Here is a 16668-nt window from a genome sequence, read left to right as displayed (position 1 = left end):
TCCGCTTAAGGTTATCTTTATGGCATGGCAACAACTGCATTTACAATGTGAAAAATCAAACGTCGACTTAGCTGAAGCGCTTTTGTTAGAAGCAGGCGCATTATCAATCGCTTTAGACGATGCTGGCGATCAACCTCTGTTTGAGCCACTTCCAGGTGAATCACCGCTTTGGGATGAGGTGATACTAACAGGATTGTTTGATGCGACTACGGATGCTGGTAGTCGTCAAGCGGTTGAGCAATTAAGTCATGAAATTGCTGCACAAGTACAGGCTACTCGTATTTGGTTAACGGCTGTTGATGATAAGGATTGGGAGCGCGAGTGGATGAGCAACTATCATCCTATCGAATGTGCTAATGACTTATGGATTGTGCCTGACTGGCTAACGCCGCCTAACCCTGAAGCCACCAATATCATTATGGATCCAGGCTTGGCATTTGGTACTGGCTATCATGCTACGACTCGCCTATGCCTAGACTGGCTAACAGAGCAAGACCTAACAGACAAAGTGGTTATCGATTATGGTTGTGGCTCAGGCATTCTAGGGATTGCTGCTTTACTATTGGGTGCACGTCAGGTATATGCAGTCGACATCGACCCGCAGGCGGTACTTGCTACCAATCAGAATGCGGTACGCAACAATGTAGGCGAACGTTTACAGGCATTTCTACCAGAAGAATTTACAGAGTACTGCTCGCAACATGATGTGTTGCCTGTAGAAGTGATTGTTGCCAATATTTTAGCAAAGCCGCTTATTGGTTTAGCACCTTACTTTGCAACACTGGTTGCGCCAAAGGGCCGTATCGTTTTGGCAGGTTTGATTGAGTCGCAAACCGAGCAAGTCACTGAAGCTTATCAGCCATATTTTGCACTCGATCCTAAGCATGCTTTTACTGCACAAGAAGACCAACATTGGCAACGTTTATCAGGTACATTTACTAGCTAGCAACATTTAATTACATCTGTTACGATAGAGGGCAGTCAAATGTTATGTGTTTGACGCCACTCTGTCTTTGCCCATAATTCATCGAAATTAAATAAGTAAAATGAGTATTGCGGGCAGCTATTGGTGAGTGGCTAAGCGGTATTGATAACCATACTTTTTTGGATTCGCCTCTATGACCACGCCAATAAAAACCCAATGCCCCCATTGCCAAGCTTGCTATAGCGTTAAACAAACTCAACTAAATCAAGTCAATGCTACCATCAGCTGTGATCGGTGCCAGCAAAGTTTTTTGGTCAATAAGCATCTTGTGGTAAATTCTGAGGTTATTCAAAAACCAACACCACAAAAAAACATTCCTGCTCAACAAAAAGCTCAAAATCAACCAATATCAAACGAGCAAAAAACGTCTACTAATAGTAATCAGCATAAACCTCAAAATGTGCCAAATCGCCCTACATCTTCAATCAATAAGAAAAAACCATCTGATACTTTGATTCATGACGACTTAATCTATGATGATATGGATATAGACGATCCAGAAGAGAACGTTCAAGAGTATGACTCATTAGATAGTATGGATGCATGGTTGACTCAAGCAAGTAATACCAGTCCTAGCGTAGCAACCACAGAAAAACCAAAAGCGCCCCTTTCTAAAGAAACTATCAAAAGCTCTAATTCATCAACCAAGAAACCATCTACTAGTACAATATCAGCATCCTCATCAACACAGGATATGCTTAGCTCGGCAGCGGCCAATGATATTCATGCTAATGTTGAGAGTACTGATAACAATTCATGGCTGCAAAAACTATTAGAAGAACAAAATCAAGACGAAGAAACACCACCAGATGATACAGACTTATCACAGCTTCTCTCTGATATGGGAGTACCCGTTAAAGATGAAGACCCTGCTGCCGACGATCGCTTAAGAAAAACACAGCTACCATTTGCACCAACCCAAACGACACGTTCCATTGCATCACTATTATGGATATTAGGTTGTTTGGTCTTAGCACTCCTACTCGCGGCTCAGTATGTTATTTTTAACTTAGAAAACTTAGTCAAAAGCCCAGCTTATGCTCAGCGTCTCCAGGCAATATGCTCTGTCGCTGCCTGCAGCTTGCCCAGTGCAGACTTATCAGCGCTTACCATCAACAATACCTTTCATAGAAGCAGTCAGATTAAAACTGCTGGTACATTTAGTGATATAGGCGCTACTCTAAGTAATGGGAGCCCGCAGGCACAATTATACCCCAATGTAAAAATAAGCGTTTATGGTAAAGATGAGATTATTGGAGAGTTTATTGCAGATCCAAACGATTATTTATTAGGCAAGCAAAGTCAGTTAGCTGCCAATACAGATAGACAGCTATTATTTACTATCCCTGTCGCTAATGCGCAAATTCGCGAAATCACTATGACCGCTCTTTATTAAATTAGGGTGTCATATATAGATAAGCGTAAGTAGAAAACATACTGTAAATTCATTTTCAATTAAACCGTGATAGCCAAGATAACGATGAATCTATCAGCGCTAGGCGATATTAATTTGATATACTATGGTTCTGACCCCTTACAATCAGAATTTTTCTTCATCTCAAGGATATTATTTTATGGCACCTCATGCACAGCATAATGCCAATCATTTTGCTAAAAGCTCTGAGCATCCTGCCGATTATAATAAAGACGAATACCAATCACCTACGCACGGCTTTGATTTTGCTAGTCAAAACTATACAAATAATGCGCAGCAACCTCTACGAGTTCATGTAGAGCGTGTGGTACGTCAGTACTTTGCGATGCTAGGAGATGAGATGCCCACTGATTTATATGAGCTAATTTTAAAGCAAGTCGAAGAGCCTCTCTTATCTGTCGTCCTAGAAAAAACAAGAGGCAACCAAACCAAATGTGCTCAGATATTAGGCCTAAATCGAGGCACTTTGCGCAAAAAAATGAAAACCTATGATTTAATGTAGCATTGTTATATGAGCTTACCCATCATCATTGACTATCATTATGTATGGCAATTAAATGTTCCCCGCTTTATCTATCATGATACGGCATACCGTTGTCATCATCACCTTGCCAGACGTTTACGTCAGGCTTTTTTTATGGAAAATTTCTTATGAGTTCAACCCCACTTGCCCTACTATCGGTCTCCGATAAGTCTAATATCGTCGAGTTTGCTCAAGGCCTTCTCAAAGCAGGTTTTGGTTTATTATCTACTGGCGGTACTTATCGTCTGCTCACAGAAAACAAAGTCGACGTGACTGAAGTATCAGATTACACAGGCTTTCCTGAAATGATGGATGGTCGTGTTAAAACGCTGCATCCTAAAATTCACGGTGGCATCCTAGGACGCCGTGGTACAGATGATGCAGTAATGAGTGATCATGCGATCGAACGTATCGACTTAGTCGTCGTGAACTTATATCCATTTGCTGAAACGATCGCACGTGCTGACGTGACTATGAACGACGCTATCGAAAACATCGATATTGGTGGCCCTACCATGGTACGTTCAGCGGCAAAAAACCACGCTCATGTGGGTATCGTCACTGATCCAGCTGATTATGACCGTGTACTTAACGCCTTAGACGGTGGTACTGAACTAACGACTGCTTTACGTTATGATTTGGCAGTAAAGGCGTTTGAGCATACTGCACAGTACGATGGTATGATTGCAAACTTCTTAGGTAGCCGTCTCAACGACACTCAAGAACCAGAAAACTTCCCACGTACATTCAATGTACAGCTTGAAAAAGCACAAGACCTACGCTACGGTGAAAACCCGCATCAAAACGCGGCTTTCTATACTGAAAATCAGCCTTTGAAAAGCAAACAAGCCTCAATCGCAACGGCTAAACAGTTACAAGGCAAAGCATTGTCTTATAACAACATCGCTGATACCGATGCTGCGCTTGAGTGCGTTAAAGCTTTCAGCGCGCCTGCTTGCGTTATCGTTAAGCATGCCAACCCTTGCGGTGTCGCGGTTGATAATAACCAAGTGGCGGCTTATTGTACTGCTTTTAGCACCGATCCTGAATCGTCTTTTGGTGGTATCATCGCATTCAACCGTCCGTTGACGCTTGCTGCGGCAAAAGCCATTATCGACAATCAGTTCGTAGAAGTGATCATTGCACCTAGTATCGAAGACGGTGTACTTGAAGCGACAGCTACTAAGAAAAACGTACGTGTATTGGTATGCGGCGAGCTACCAGCACCAGATCAGCGTGATATCCAACTTGACTACAAGCGCGTTAACGGTGGTTTACTGGTACAAGAGCAAGACCTTGGTTTAATCACTGCTAACGACTTAAAAATCGTCACTGATGTACAACCAACTGAAGCGCAAGTGGCAGATCTACTGTTCAGCTGGAACGTAGCAAAATACGTTAAATCTAATGCCATTGTCTATGCAAAAGGCCAACGTACTATTGGTGTTGGCGCAGGCCAAATGAGCCGCGTTAACTCAGCACGTATTGCTGCTATCAAAGCAGAGCATGCTGGACTAGCAACTGAAGGCGCTGTTATGGCATCAGATGCGTTCTTCCCTTTCCGTGATGGCATCGATAATGCTGCTGAAGTAGGTATCTCTGCTATTATTCAGCCAGGTGGCTCTATGCGTGATGACGAGACTATTGCTGCTGCTAATGAGCATGGTATCGCGATGGTATTCACGGGTATGCGCCATTTCCGCCATTAAACAATCACCTATTAATTTAAGACTGGGATTAGTCACAGCAATTGTATTTATTACTGCGACTAATTTTCAGCTTCTATAGTATTCGTGATAATTATCGTTAAAGCATCACCCAAAAAAAAGCCACTGCATCAATCGATACAGTGGCTTTTTTAATAGCTAAGAATAATAAACTAGCACATACTTAGCGTCCTTGCGCATTTGCCATGTTGCTTTCATTAATCTCAACCGTATATACCATACGTAGATAATCTAAATAGTCTTGCAGCTGGTCTTGGCCTAAATTGTCACGGATAATACTGGCTGTTTGCGCTCTTTGCATATCAGACAGTGGCGACTGCTGCTCAGTTTTAATACGGTCTCCAACCAGTAGCGTTGCACCCATCTCAGTCTCACTAGCGATCGCGACAACACCGTTATCAGCGGCTTGCTGGCTAAATGCCAATCCACGCTCTTTGTCTGTTAGCTGCGTCGTTTGACGGTTAATCTCACCCAGTGCTTGGAAGCTTACCGACTGCTTACTGATATCAGCTGGCGTCTTGATACCAGCAGCCAATGCTTTAGCGTCTTTTAAAGCTAATGCTGTCGCTTTCTGCTGACGGAGTATTTGAGTGATTCTTGGAGTTGCATTTGCCAAAGCAAGCGTCTTAGTAGGACGATAATTGCTTGGCTGTAACCATACGGTACCGTTACCAACTTCCACGCCTGCCGTTACCGCTTGATCTTGAATAGTAAACTCATCAAATGCCTGTTTAACCACTGCTGGTTGCGGCAGTGCAGACTTGTTGTTCACTTTACGATAATCTTTGATACGCTTGAGGCTGACGTTTTCTTGCTGTGCGATATCTTCGATACTGAAGCCATCTGCCGCCAAATCGTTGATTGACGTCACTTTGTCAGCATAGATTTCCTGACGTTTATACTCTTTTGCTTTCGCAGTCAGCTCTTCACGCATACTGTCTAGACTTGGAATCTTTTTGCCATTGTCTTCAGTAACCGTAAATATCTGATAACCAAAGCTGGTTTTGATAGGCGCAGTTACATCACCAACGCTCAACCCTTCTAGTGCCTCTTGTACAGTATCTGCATCACTGCCAAACACTGATGGATTAAAGCGTCCGATATCACCACCTGTTTCACCTGATGGATCATCCGACTCTGCTTTAGCAAGCGCAGCAAACGCTTCACCTTTATTCAGACGTGCTTTCACTTTATCTGCTCTTGTTTTAGCATCTTTACCAGTAAACAGAATCTGACTGACTTTGCGCTCATCAGTAGCCGCGATGCTTTGTTTATAAGCTTCATACTGTTGCTGCAATTCTTCTGCCGTTACTTCATCAACCTTAATAGTTTGCGGGCTAAGCTGGATATACGCCAAGTCAACCATCGCTGCACTTTTCAATGTGTCTTTGTTAGCATCATAGTAGGACTGAATGTCTGCTTTGCTAAGCTTAACTTTGTCAGCATAGTCTTGCCAATTAAAGCGATGCACCCAAACGTTGCGCGACTCAAGTTGCAAGTCAATCAATTGACTGACCGCTTGCATAGGATAGACGGCCGTACCAACGATACTAGCGTTTAATTGATCCAAGCTTAACTGATTGCGAAATTCTGCAAATAGCTGGTTTTTCGTCATGCCGCGCTGACGCAAGAAGTTTGAGAACTGATCGTTTGAAAAGTTACCTTCTGCATCTTGGAATATTTCTTCTTGACGCAGCAGACGATTGATCGTGTCGTCAGAGACTGTCATACCAAGCTTGCCTGCTTGCTGCTCTAATAACGTACGGTCGATTAGACCCTTTAATACTTGCTCATGAAGCACATCTTCATTCAACAGGCTGGCATCTTCGACTTGCTCTAGTACTTCGGAACGACGGCTATTGACAGCAGTTTGATACTCGGACAGTCCTACGCTTGCCTCACCTACCTGCGCAATCTGGTTGGGATCGACGTTGCCGCCAAAATAGCTTTCGACACCCAAGAGAGCGAGCGGCGATAGGCATAAAATCAATAAAATGCGACCTGGCCAGCTTTTTAAGAAATCGCGCAATTTATCCATAGTTATCTCTGCTTTATTAACCTATATTGATGAAAAACCATTGTAATACTGTTACGAGCTGTTGAGTGCAACCTGTCAATATCAGTACTATTTAAGCTAGCAATGGTAAGAGTAAGAGCGTATGCATTTTATAGTAAAAAACAAAATTTACTAAAGAAATCTGACTTAAATGACACACCTATCGCGCGCCCTATGATACGTGATTTTTCATGCAGACTCAAAATATTCACGACGCATGATACAAACTATAGCGATAAAAAAAGCACCTAAATATTAGGTGCTCTCTTCGATGGTTAGCTTATTACCTCAGCTATGGACCACCGACTATCATTCTACGCTTAAAAAGGCGGCTTAGTTCAAGCGCTCTTTTAAGTTTTTACCAGCTTTGAAGCTTGGTACTTTGCTTGCTGGAATGCTTAGCTCTTCGCCAGTCTTAGGGTTGCGACCAGTGCGTGCTTTGCGATCTTTTACACTGAAAGTACCAAAGCCAACTAATGAGATGCTATCGCCAGCTTCTAGTGCTTCGCCAACACTTTCCATAACAGCGTTTAGTGCATCACCAGCTTGGGTTTTATTTAGACCACTTTTGTCTGCGATGCTATCAATTAATTCTGACTTATTCATAAAATTTCCTTCAAGTTTAAGGGGGTAATAAATGCTCACGCCAAGTATTGTAACGCTCTCATGGTGCTTACGCAATAAAAACTACCTAACTGGCGCATTAACAGGTTCTTCTTTGTTATCGTCTTTATATCAAGGCAGCATAAGGAGCGCAAGCGATTTTACATATTTTTGTGCTCTACACTACGTATTTGACACCTAATGTTACGCAAAGCGTTAGGAATTTATATATAAGTGGCTCTGCATAACTGAGACGATTGGCTTTCCTATTTTCTACGCTTTGTCAGATTTGTCAATTGCCGTCTGTGCATTGCTATACATTAAGTTTGTATATTACTGGTCATAAATAAGAGTGTCTTTATTGACTGCTAAATTGTAATGTAATAGTTTAGCCACTACAGAAACTAGCGTTACTTTTTATTATAAAGACGTTACTATAAGCAAAATATCACTGCAAGTATTGGGCAAATACAGACTTCTGTTTGCTAAATATCTAAAACTTGCTAAATAAAAAACGGATTACTTACATGAAGCGTTCTACGTTGTCTCACTCTTTTCTTAATATCATTTTAGTATTTATCGAGTCGGCGCTGACATTATTGTTACGTTTGGATCCTGAACTGCGTAAGGCCGCTTATCCGCTTGCTAAGCAAGGCACCGTGGTGGCGCTTCGCCTGTATTTACCACATGTAGAAGTATTTGCCACCTTTAGTACCAAGGGCGTGTTACTAGATGCTCAGCTGCCGATTGGTCGTAGTGAACCTGACGTGGTTATCAATGCCTATAGCATTCAAGTTATCAATGCCATCACGACTCATGATAGCGAAACCACTGAAAAGCTACAGATGCGCGGTGAGTCGATTCAAGTACAACTGGTTAAACAGTTTATTATGCAACTTGGGCTTGGCAGCTTGATTCAGGGGCTGATTAAAAAGATAATAGGTGGTAAAGCCAAAACCAAACCTACAGAAGCTGATTTGGAAGAAAAAAAGAACAACTACAAACTTCGTATTAAAGAGCAGCAAACACAGATTAATACCTTGACCATTAAAAACCGTGAACTTGAAACAACCGTGAGAGAGCTTCAGAGCAAGCAAAAAACGTTGATGATTGTCACTGTTGTTGCGCTTGTCATTATGATCGGCTCAGTCATCGCACTACTGATGAATTAGTTTTGGTTCGCTGAATTACCTATAAATAAGCGTTCAATGTCTTCTATAGATATTGAACGCTTATTTTTTACTTAGTCAAATATATCTGTAGCAGACGAATTAAGCTACTTATGTCTCACTCATATATCTCTTCTAGACATCATTGTTTTTATCAATTACAGCAATAAGCTTGATTAACCATTGAACCACACTTTAATCTTGACTAAATTACTCGGGATTAAGTATAATTACCTTAATCGTTGCACACATCGGGTTAATCATCTGTTGTTCAATAACGATAAGACAAAACTTAGCTGACGTATGATTGGTTGCTCTTTTTATCTTATGAGCGCTAATTCAAACCTTTGCTAAGATCGTTGTTAAACATAAATGACATCAAGTTTGGAGATAACACATGCGTTTGACTACTCGGGGCAGATACGCTGTTACCGCATTATTAGATTTGGCATTACAGACCAGCCAACAAGACAGTGCTGTATCATTATCCGATATCGCCAAACGGCAATCGATTTCAATCTCGTACCTTGAACAGTTATTTTCTAAACTCCGCAAACGCGGCCTTGTCACGAGTATTCGCGGTGCGGCAGGTGGTTATCATCTCGCTAAGCCATTGAATGAGATAGATGTGATGAGCATCATATCTGCGGTTGATGAGTCAGTAAACGCGATGCAGTGTGAAGGACGCGGTGACTGTCAAGGTGGTACAATGTGCCTAACTCACGATCTGTGGTGTGCACTATCAAATCATATCGAACAGTACTTGAAAAATATAACATTAGCGCAATTATTAGATATGGAAAACGTGCAGTCAGTCTCAGAGCGTCAGCACACCTCTACAAAAGATATTTCCATAAAAGACATTAATACTATTACTCTATCGAACAGCGAGGCAAACCCAGCATGAGCCAACATAACAACCTTATATACTTAGATTATGCCGCCACTACCCCAGTTGCTAAATCAGTAGCTGCTAAAATGAGCGAGTATTTGACTGTAGATGGTGTCTTTGGTAACCCAGCTTCACGCTCACATGGTTACGGCTGGCAAGCGGAAGAAGCAGTAGAAACTGCTCGCGGTCAAGTTGCTGAAGTTATCAACGCTGATCCACGCGAAATCGTCTTTACTTCTGGTGCGACTGAGTCTGACAACCTAGCCATTAAAGGTGCAGCACATTTTTATCAGTCTCGTGGCAAACATATCATTACCAGTAAAATTGAGCATAAAGCAGTATTAGATACTTGCCGTGAGCTTGAGCAAGAAGGTTTTGAAATTACGTATCTTGAGCCACAGCCAAGCACAGGTCTTATCTTGCCAGAGCAAGTAAAGGAAGCACTACGTGATGATACGATTTTAGTATCACTTATGATGGTAAACAATGAGCTTGGTACTATTACTGATGTTGCAGCGATTGGTGAAATCACTCGCGAAGCTGGTGTGGTTTTCCATGTTGATGGCGCACAGTCTGTTGGTAAAGTAAAAATCAATCTTGAAGAAATGAAAATTGATTTGATGAGCTTCTCAGGTCATAAAGCATACGGCCCTAAAGGTATCGGCGCATTGTTTGTTCGTCGTAAGCCACGTATTCGCTTGAAAGCTGAGCAACACGGCGGTGGTCATGAGCGCGGTATGCGTTCAGGTACTCTACCAACGCATCAAATCGTTGGTCTAGGCGCAGCATTTGCTTTAGCTAATGAAAGCTATGAAGCCGACCATGCACATGCAGCCAAACTACGTCAAAAGCTTTGGGATGGCCTACAAGACATCGAAGAGATTTACTTAAACGGTGATCTTGAGAATAGCGTACCAAACATTGTAAACATCAGCTTTAACTTCGTTGAAGGCGAGTCATTGATGATGTCACTTAAAGACTTAGCGGTATCATCAGGTTCAGCCTGTACGTCAGCGACACTTGAGCCATCGTATGTACTACGCGCTATTGGTCGCCCAGATGAATTGGCACATAGCTCAATCCGCTTTAGCTTTGGCCGTTATACCACTGACGAAGACATCGATACCGTTATCAAACAGATGCATGAAGCCGTTGATAAACTACGTGCTCTATCACCACTTTGGGATATGTACCAAGAAGGTGTTGATTTAAACTCAGTCGAGTGGGCTGAGCACTAATTTCTAATATAGCTTTTTAGTATAGCTAGCAATATATATTTATTAAACGATTGATCAGACAATTAAATTAAGCGTTTGACCCCAATTATCGATGAGTAGTTAGACATTTAAAGTTGATAAACGACTACTCATCATCTAACTAGGAGAAAACCCCATGGCCTATAGTGACCAAGTTATTGATCATTACGAAAACCCACGCAACGTTGGTAATCTTGATAAAAACGCCAAAAACGTTGGTACCGGTATGGTCGGTGCCCCAGCATGTGGCGATGTAATGCGTCTACAAATCCAAGTCGACGATAATGGTATTATCGAAGATGCACGTTTTAAAACTTATGGCTGCGGTTCAGCGATTGCTTCAAGCTCGCTTGTTACTGAGTGGCTAAAAGGCAAGAGCTTGGATCAAGCTGGCGAAATCAAAAACAACGATATCGCTCAAGAGCTAGCATTACCACCAGTAAAAGTGCATTGCTCTGTACTTGCAGAAGACGCTATTAAAGCCGCTATTAGCGACTATAAAGGTAAGCATGGCGTAGCCGCTCCAGCAGAAGAAGCTGCGATCTAAGTTAAGCTAGGCTAAACCTGCTAGCGTATGCGCTACGTTGTACTAGCAACGCTAAAGTAGCAATGTATAATCGCTACTGACGCTAAAGAGGTGACAATGACACTTATGTAATTGTCACCTTTTGTTTTCTAATAGTCGCAAGCTTATTGTTTTGGTAATTTCATAATTCTGATTACCAGTTTATCTAGATTTTTTATTGATATTTATGATTAATAGTCAATGGGAGTTGGCATGATTGAAATGACAGAACGCGCCGCTCAGCATGTTCGAGACTTTTTGGACAATCGCGGCAAAGGCGAAGGCATTCGAGTTGGTATCCGTACGGCGGGTTGCTCGGGCTTGGCTTACGTTTTAGAGTTTGTAGATACCCCTGATGAAAACGACACGCGTTATGAAAGTCGCGGTGTTAGCATCTTTATTGATCCTAAAAGCCTCGTATATTTAGACGGCTTGTTAATGGATTACGAAAAAGAAGGCTTAAACGAAGGCTTTAAATTCACCAATCCTAACCAAAAAGGTGAATGTGGTTGCGGTGAGTCGTTTACAGTTTAATTGTTCAATGGCTGAAAACTGATAGATTTATGCTTCACCAAGCTTTCATAAGAATAGTGCAGTATCTCTGCTATCGCTATGAAAAATGGCTAATGTAGTTGAGCAGCCAAGCGATTCAGTATTCTTAGCTAGGTCATGACTTCAAAAACAAATAAAAAAGCAAGGCATCAGATTATGACAGATATTACTTCAGAACCACAGTTTGATAACTTCTTTGCCCTATTTGAGCAGCCTGTACAATTTGAAATCAACCAAAGTAATCTAGAGCAACGTTTGCGATTGCTGCAAAAACGCTTTCATCCTGATAATGTCGCCAAAAACCAGACCGATATGGTTCAAGCACAGTTGCATTCTGAAAAAGCGTCGGCTTTAATCAACCAAGCGTATCAAACGCTAAGTGCTCCTGATAGCCGTGCTGGTTATTTATTAGACATGGCGGATCAAGCACAAAACATAGAGCACTCAATCGCAGATTTGGACTTTTTAGAAGATGCGATGCAGATGCGTATGAATCTAGATGATGCTATCGAGGACAAAGATCTTGTAGCCTTGCAGCAATTACATCCTCAAATTACAGAGCGCCTAGCAAATCAATCTGAACGCTTTAGTAACGCTTATCAAAATCAAAATTGGCAAACAGCGATTGATGCGACACAGAAACTGAAATTTTTGGTTAAGCTAAATGCTGATGTGACGACTGGGCTTGATGATGTCGCAAATTCATCGCATTCAGATGACGATGACTTATACGTCTAAACATCTGTGGTTATGGCTCTCACTAACAAGCTAAATTCTATATATTTGGTTAAAATAGTGACCGTGATACCGTATAATCTTTGAGTCTAAGCGCATCAAACTGTCAGAACCTGTATTCCATGGAGTGAGATTACTGACGTTAAGCTCTTGTACTACATATGCTATATTTGCTCCATTTCACTTATTCATTTTATCTCTGAGTTATTCTTATGTCTTTAATGCAAATTGCTGAACCTAATCAAAGCGCTCAACCTCACCAACATAAATTTGGCTTGGGCATCGACCTTGGTACTACACGCTCGTTGGTTGCTGTGGTGCGTTCAGGTAAGGCACAAGTCTTAGAGGCAGGTTCGGCGACAGATACATTATTACCGTCTGTTGTCTATTATCCAGCTACTGGTACGCCATTGGTCGGCTATGACGCTCTAGCGCATCTAGCGGATGATCCAAAAAATACGATCGTCTCGGCTAAGCGTTTTATGGGTCGCAGTCAAGCTGATATCAAATTCTCTCATCCTTATGAGCTGTCTGGTAGTAAAGATGATATGCCCGCATTTGTAACAGCACAAGGTGAGGTTTCTCCTGTTGCAGTATCAGCGCGTATCTTAGCCACTCTTGAGCAACGTGCAGCGAGTGCTTTACCTGCAGATAGTATTGAAGGTGCCGTAATTACGGTTCCCGCTTATTTTGATGAAGCACAGCGCCAAGCAACCAAAGACGCCGCTCAAGCAGCGGGTATCAACGTACTTCGCTTGTTGAATGAACCAACAGCGGCGGCAGTCGCTTATGGTCTTGACCAATCATCAGAAGACAATAAAAAAGAGAGCTATTACTTAATCTATGATTTGGGCGGTGGTACTTTTGACGTCTCTATCTTAAAACTTACCGATGGTGTCTTTGAAGTGTTGGCAACTGGTGGTAATAGCGCCCTAGGCGGCGATGATATTGATCGTCTTATTACCAATTGGATTATTAAACAATTAAATATCGATCCAAAAGACGTAAGCCTGCATGACAAATCAATACTAGCTCAACAAGCCAAAGCTTATAAACAAGCACTGACTGATGCTGATCAAGTAGACATCAGTGTCACTATCAATGGTCAGTCTTATCAAGGCGTATTAAGCCGTACAGATGTGCTAACTATCGTAGAGCCTGTTAGTCGCCGTACGCTCAGTGTGTGCGAACAAGTCCTACGCGATGCCAAGCTGTCTACTACAGATCTAGATGAAGTTATCTTAGTGGGCGGCTCGACTCGTATGCCTGCCGTACAGCAAGTCGTGACTGAGTTTTTTGCTAAGCAGCCACTTTGCCGTCTAAATCCAGATGAGGTTGTTGCCTTGGGCGCTGCCCAGACTGCTCATCAATTGGTCAATGGTGATAGTGACAACAATTTGTTGTTATTGGACGTGACACCATTATCATTAGGTCTTGAGACCATGGGTGGTTTGGTCGAAGTACTCATCCCACGCAACACACCTATCCCTGTGAAGAAACGTCAGGTATTTACCACGTATCAAGATGGTCAAACAGGCATGGTGATTCACGTGGTGCAAGGCGAGCGCGAAACGGTAGAAAACTGTCGTTCACTTGGACGTTTTGAGCTGTATGGTATCCCGCCAATGAAAGCTGGTTTTGCTCGTATCGAAGTTACCTTTAGTATCGACGCTAATGGTCAGCTTACTGTCAGTGCGCAAGAAACTACGACCAAAACAGAAAGCAAAATCGAGATTGTGCCTTCTTATGGTCTATCAGATGAGCAAAAAGAACAGTTGCTTGTTGCAGGATTCAAACACGCAGAAGAAGACAAAAATGCACGTTCTTTGATTGAGACAAAAGTAGAAGCGGAACGTGAAGTACTCGCCCTAGAGTCGGCACTTAACGAATTTGCAGCGTTGCTTTCTACTGAAGAACAACAGTCATTAGCAGAGTATATACAGGCGCTACGTAACTCTCTTAGCACTGATGACTTAGCGCTTATTGAAGCACAACAAGCACAGCTCAAGCCACATAGTGACGCCTTTGCTGCACGTATTATGAATCAAAGCGTCAAGACCAGTATGGCCGGTACTAGTGCCAAAGACTGGTAATAAATACATCGATATATATAGCTTAGCTAACATATTAAGCTAACTTCTAATATTTTTTAAATTGATTAGCATCGGACAGATAATTTATGCCAAAAGTTACCGTACTACCCCACCACGAAATTTGCCCTGAAGGCGCAGAAGTTGAGCTACAAGCTGGTGAAAACTTGTGCAAAGCACTATTAGAAAAAGGTATTAAAATCGAGCATGCCTGTGAGATGTCAAAAGCTTGTACCACATGTCATGTTGTAGTACGCAAGGGTTTCAACAGTTTAGATGAGATGGATGATATTGAAGCTGATCTGCTTGATCGTGCTTGGGGACTAGAGCCTGACTCACGTTTATCTTGTCAGGTCATGCTTGATGATGAAGACTTGACCATCGAAGTTCCTAAATATACCCTCAATCATGCTAAAGAAAATCATTAAACACTGATGATACTTTCTAGTTAAGATTAAAAAAGGCCAACTATGTGATAGCTGGCCTTTTTCTATATATGACTTTAATATATTAAGCTTGAAACGCTTATTTGCGATTGGCATCTTCACGCTTACTTTCTGCAGCTATGCCCTTTACTACTTTTTCTTCCTCTTGCTCGATGCGTTCTAGCGCAAAATTTAAACGAGCTCTAATATCTTGATAATCATTGTCTTTCATATCTTTAAAATTCAAATGCAAATTGAAACCAGGCAATGTGTGGTCAACCCATTTAGACAGATGACCTGTACTGCCACTAGGATCAAGTACTTGCCATGCATCGACCTTTTCATCAATACCTTTTAAGCAAAATGCGGCAACGTGCTCGCATTCATAGTTATGGCATATATAATCGTAAGTGCTTTCACTGACCAATATCTGATCTTTACCCGCACAGGACTCGAGCCTAGAAGCTAGGTTGGCTTCTTTGCCAATGATTGTATAGCTTAATCGACTACTACTACCAAAATTACCAACGTGACAGTAGCCAGTGGTTATACCAACACGTATATATAAGCCTTCAAACCCCATCAACCGCCATTTTTGGCGCAAAGTACGCATTTCTCGGCGCATATCAATTGCCATCGCCACACAATCTAGTGCATCTTGACGCGAGCCGCGGCTATTCGGTTCACCAAAGAAACATACCATGCCATCGCCAATAAACTTATCAAGCACTGCACCATGTTTGTCAGCGATCGACGTCATGCAATGCATATAAGTATTGAGAATATCTGCCAAATTATCAGAGCTTAGACTATCAGACAGCTCGGTAAAGCCGACAATATCCGAAAACATGATAGTTATTTTTGCACGTTTATTAGAAACCCTAACAGGGCTATCCGATTTGACAATAGGCTCCCAAATTTGTGGTGGTACAAAACGGGTAAGCTTATTGATCACTGATACCATCGTATTCAGGCGTCCACTAGCCTGATGGGCACGTGCTTTAAAAGTAATATGTTGCTGATAGATACGCCAGAACTGGTACAAAATAACGCCTAAACTTGCCACCATTACTATCAATGGTAATAGACCTTCATCAAAGTCCATACTATTCGCATTTAAGACTGTGCTAACGTAGAAAAATACAATGATAGTCACGACAGATACAGATAACAGTCTGAGGTGATTCTCAGGTCGGCTAAGAATGATACGTATACCAATCAAAGCAGCCAAACTGATTGATATGACCGTACAGCATTGTAGTGAGCCGATGACAACCGATAATAGAATAATAACGATATTAGACGTCCAAAAGCTGGTCTGGCGTCGGTAGTTGTATATCAGGATCATGAGGCTTGGCAATGTAATAATAACCAACAATGCCATTGAGATAGAGCGGAAGTCGTAGTATATAGCACGCAACACAACCGTCAGTATTAACACGAACACTTCTGGATAGTCAAAATGACATGTTCCAGTGTCCTTTAACGGCGTCATTGGTTTGAATGTCTCTGAGAAGGTCATATGAGATTCACTTGAATAAGGTGAGCTATCTGAGAGACAAAGGCATACTACACTAACATATGTACGTTATTTGTCCTTATGACGATTTATCATAAGATATATCTAATAATATATTATACTTTTGAAATAAGTT

General features: G+C 41.9%; 15 protein-coding genes. 12 read left to right on the top strand and 3 right to left on the bottom strand.

Going from position 1 to position 16668, the window contains the following annotated elements; all coding sequences use genetic code 11:
- The first annotated feature begins 19 nt into the window (after nucleotides 1–19).
- The 4 genes from prmA (at nucleotide 20) to purH (ending at nucleotide 4652) form a co-directional block, all read left to right on the top strand.
- A complete protein-coding gene (gene prmA / locus QL886_RS03930; RefSeq protein WP_102094262.1) occupies nucleotides 20–946 on the top strand; it encodes a 50S ribosomal protein L11 methyltransferase in 927 nt (308 codons plus the stop codon).
- A 172-nt stretch (nucleotides 947–1118) separates the two neighbouring features.
- Nucleotides 1119–2381, top strand: a complete 1263-nt coding sequence (locus tag QL886_RS03925) for a DUF3426 domain-containing protein (protein WP_290177700.1) — start codon at nucleotides 1119–1121, stop codon at nucleotides 2379–2381.
- Nucleotides 2382–2559: 178 nt separating this feature from the next.
- Entirely contained in the window at nucleotides 2560–2922 is a 363-nt protein-coding gene (gene fis, locus QL886_RS03920; RefSeq protein ID WP_290177699.1) for a DNA-binding transcriptional regulator Fis, read from the top strand.
- A 149-nt stretch (nucleotides 2923–3071) separates the two neighbouring features.
- On the top strand, nucleotides 3072–4652 hold the full coding sequence (purH, locus tag QL886_RS03915) for a bifunctional phosphoribosylaminoimidazolecarboxamide formyltransferase/IMP cyclohydrolase (protein ID WP_290177698.1): 1581 nt from the start codon (nucleotides 3072–3074) through the stop codon (nucleotides 4650–4652).
- Nucleotides 4653–4833: 181 nt separating this feature from the next.
- On the opposite strand, the gene QL886_RS03910 is transcribed toward purH, so the two are convergent.
- A complete protein-coding gene (locus QL886_RS03910) occupies nucleotides 4834–6708 on the bottom strand; it encodes a SurA N-terminal domain-containing protein (protein WP_290177697.1) in 1875 nt (624 codons plus the stop codon).
- A gap of 351 nt (nucleotides 6709–7059) precedes the next feature.
- Nucleotides 7060–7332, bottom strand: coding sequence for an HU family DNA-binding protein (locus QL886_RS03905; protein ID WP_045445077.1), 273 nt, complete (start codon nucleotides 7330–7332; stop codon nucleotides 7060–7062).
- Nucleotides 7333–7856: 524 nt separating this feature from the next.
- On the opposite strand from QL886_RS03905, the gene QL886_RS03900 reads away from it, so the two are divergent.
- The 8 genes from QL886_RS03900 (at nucleotide 7857) to fdx (ending at nucleotide 15016) form a co-directional block, all read left to right on the top strand.
- Nucleotides 7857–8501, top strand: a complete 645-nt coding sequence (locus QL886_RS03900) for a hypothetical protein (protein ID WP_290177696.1) — start codon at nucleotides 7857–7859, stop codon at nucleotides 8499–8501.
- A 394-nt stretch (nucleotides 8502–8895) separates the two neighbouring features.
- On the top strand, nucleotides 8896–9405 hold the full coding sequence (locus tag QL886_RS03895; protein ID WP_057759222.1) for an Rrf2 family transcriptional regulator: 510 nt from the start codon (nucleotides 8896–8898) through the stop codon (nucleotides 9403–9405).
- Nucleotides 9402–10628: an IscS subfamily cysteine desulfurase gene (locus tag QL886_RS03890; RefSeq protein ID WP_057759220.1), complete on the top strand. Its 1227-nt coding sequence runs from the start codon at nucleotides 9402–9404 to the stop codon at nucleotides 10626–10628. Before QL886_RS03895 ends, QL886_RS03890 begins: the two co-directional genes overlap by 4 nt.
- 154 nt (nucleotides 10629–10782) lie before the next feature.
- Nucleotides 10783–11193 carry a Fe-S cluster assembly scaffold IscU gene (gene iscU, locus QL886_RS03885; protein ID WP_057759218.1) on the top strand — a complete coding sequence of 137 codons (411 nt, stop codon included), beginning with the start codon at nucleotides 10783–10785 and terminating at the stop codon, nucleotides 11191–11193.
- A 231-nt stretch (nucleotides 11194–11424) separates the two neighbouring features.
- On the top strand, nucleotides 11425–11745 hold the full coding sequence (iscA, locus tag QL886_RS03880) for an iron-sulfur cluster assembly protein IscA (RefSeq protein ID WP_021814983.1): 321 nt from the start codon (nucleotides 11425–11427) through the stop codon (nucleotides 11743–11745).
- A gap of 174 nt (nucleotides 11746–11919) precedes the next feature.
- Complete coding sequence (gene hscB, locus QL886_RS03875; RefSeq protein WP_290177695.1) at nucleotides 11920–12501, top strand: Fe-S protein assembly co-chaperone HscB; 582 nt, start codon at nucleotides 11920–11922, stop codon at nucleotides 12499–12501.
- 209 nt (nucleotides 12502–12710) lie between these two features.
- Nucleotides 12711–14591 (top strand): Fe-S protein assembly chaperone HscA, encoded by a 1881-nt coding sequence (hscA, locus tag QL886_RS03870; RefSeq protein ID WP_290177694.1) that lies wholly within the window; start codon nucleotides 12711–12713, stop codon nucleotides 14589–14591.
- Nucleotides 14592–14677: 86 nt separating this feature from the next.
- Nucleotides 14678–15016 (top strand): ISC system 2Fe-2S type ferredoxin, encoded by a 339-nt coding sequence (fdx, locus tag QL886_RS03865; protein ID WP_101206134.1) that lies wholly within the window; start codon nucleotides 14678–14680, stop codon nucleotides 15014–15016.
- A gap of 97 nt (nucleotides 15017–15113) precedes the next feature.
- Here the strand turns inward: fdx and QL886_RS03860 are convergent, their stop codons facing one another.
- The gene (locus QL886_RS03860) at nucleotides 15114–16535 is read right to left on the bottom strand and encodes an adenylate/guanylate cyclase domain-containing protein (protein ID WP_290177693.1); all 1422 of its coding nucleotides are present in this window, start codon (nucleotides 16533–16535) and stop codon (nucleotides 15114–15116) included.
- Nucleotides 16536–16668: the final 133 nt, after the last annotated feature.

Source organism: Psychrobacter sp. APC 3281 (assembly GCF_030407815.1).
Classification (GTDB): domain Bacteria; phylum Pseudomonadota; class Gammaproteobacteria; order Pseudomonadales; family Moraxellaceae; genus Psychrobacter.
The sequence above is the reverse complement of the archived record's forward strand: the minus strand, read 5'-3'. Positions and strand labels throughout refer to the sequence as shown.

Coding starts and splice junctions, on each gene's coding strand:
- prmA (WP_102094262.1), top strand. CDS start 20: ATGGCATGGCAACAACTGCATTTACAATGTGAAAAATCAAACGTCGAC.
- QL886_RS03925 (WP_290177700.1), top strand. CDS start 1,119: ATGACCACGCCAATAAAAACCCAATGCCCCCATTGCCAAGCTTGCTAT.
- fis (WP_290177699.1), top strand. CDS start 2,560: ATGGCACCTCATGCACAGCATAATGCCAATCATTTTGCTAAAAGCTCT.
- purH (WP_290177698.1), top strand. CDS start 3,072: ATGAGTTCAACCCCACTTGCCCTACTATCGGTCTCCGATAAGTCTAAT.
- QL886_RS03910 (WP_290177697.1), bottom strand. CDS start 6,708: ATGGATAAATTGCGCGATTTCTTAAAAAGCTGGCCAGGTCGCATTTTA.
- QL886_RS03905 (WP_045445077.1), bottom strand. CDS start 7,332: ATGAATAAGTCAGAATTAATTGATAGCATCGCAGACAAAAGTGGTCTA.
- QL886_RS03900 (WP_290177696.1), top strand. CDS start 7,857: ATGAAGCGTTCTACGTTGTCTCACTCTTTTCTTAATATCATTTTAGTA.
- QL886_RS03895 (WP_057759222.1), top strand. CDS start 8,896: ATGCGTTTGACTACTCGGGGCAGATACGCTGTTACCGCATTATTAGAT.
- QL886_RS03890 (WP_057759220.1), top strand. CDS start 9,402: ATGAGCCAACATAACAACCTTATATACTTAGATTATGCCGCCACTACC.
- iscU (WP_057759218.1), top strand. CDS start 10,783: ATGGCCTATAGTGACCAAGTTATTGATCATTACGAAAACCCACGCAAC.
- iscA (WP_021814983.1), top strand. CDS start 11,425: ATGATTGAAATGACAGAACGCGCCGCTCAGCATGTTCGAGACTTTTTG.
- hscB (WP_290177695.1), top strand. CDS start 11,920: ATGACAGATATTACTTCAGAACCACAGTTTGATAACTTCTTTGCCCTA.
- hscA (WP_290177694.1), top strand. CDS start 12,711: ATGTCTTTAATGCAAATTGCTGAACCTAATCAAAGCGCTCAACCTCAC.
- fdx (WP_101206134.1), top strand. CDS start 14,678: ATGCCAAAAGTTACCGTACTACCCCACCACGAAATTTGCCCTGAAGGC.
- QL886_RS03860 (WP_290177693.1), bottom strand. CDS start 16,535: ATGACCTTCTCAGAGACATTCAAACCAATGACGCCGTTAAAGGACACT.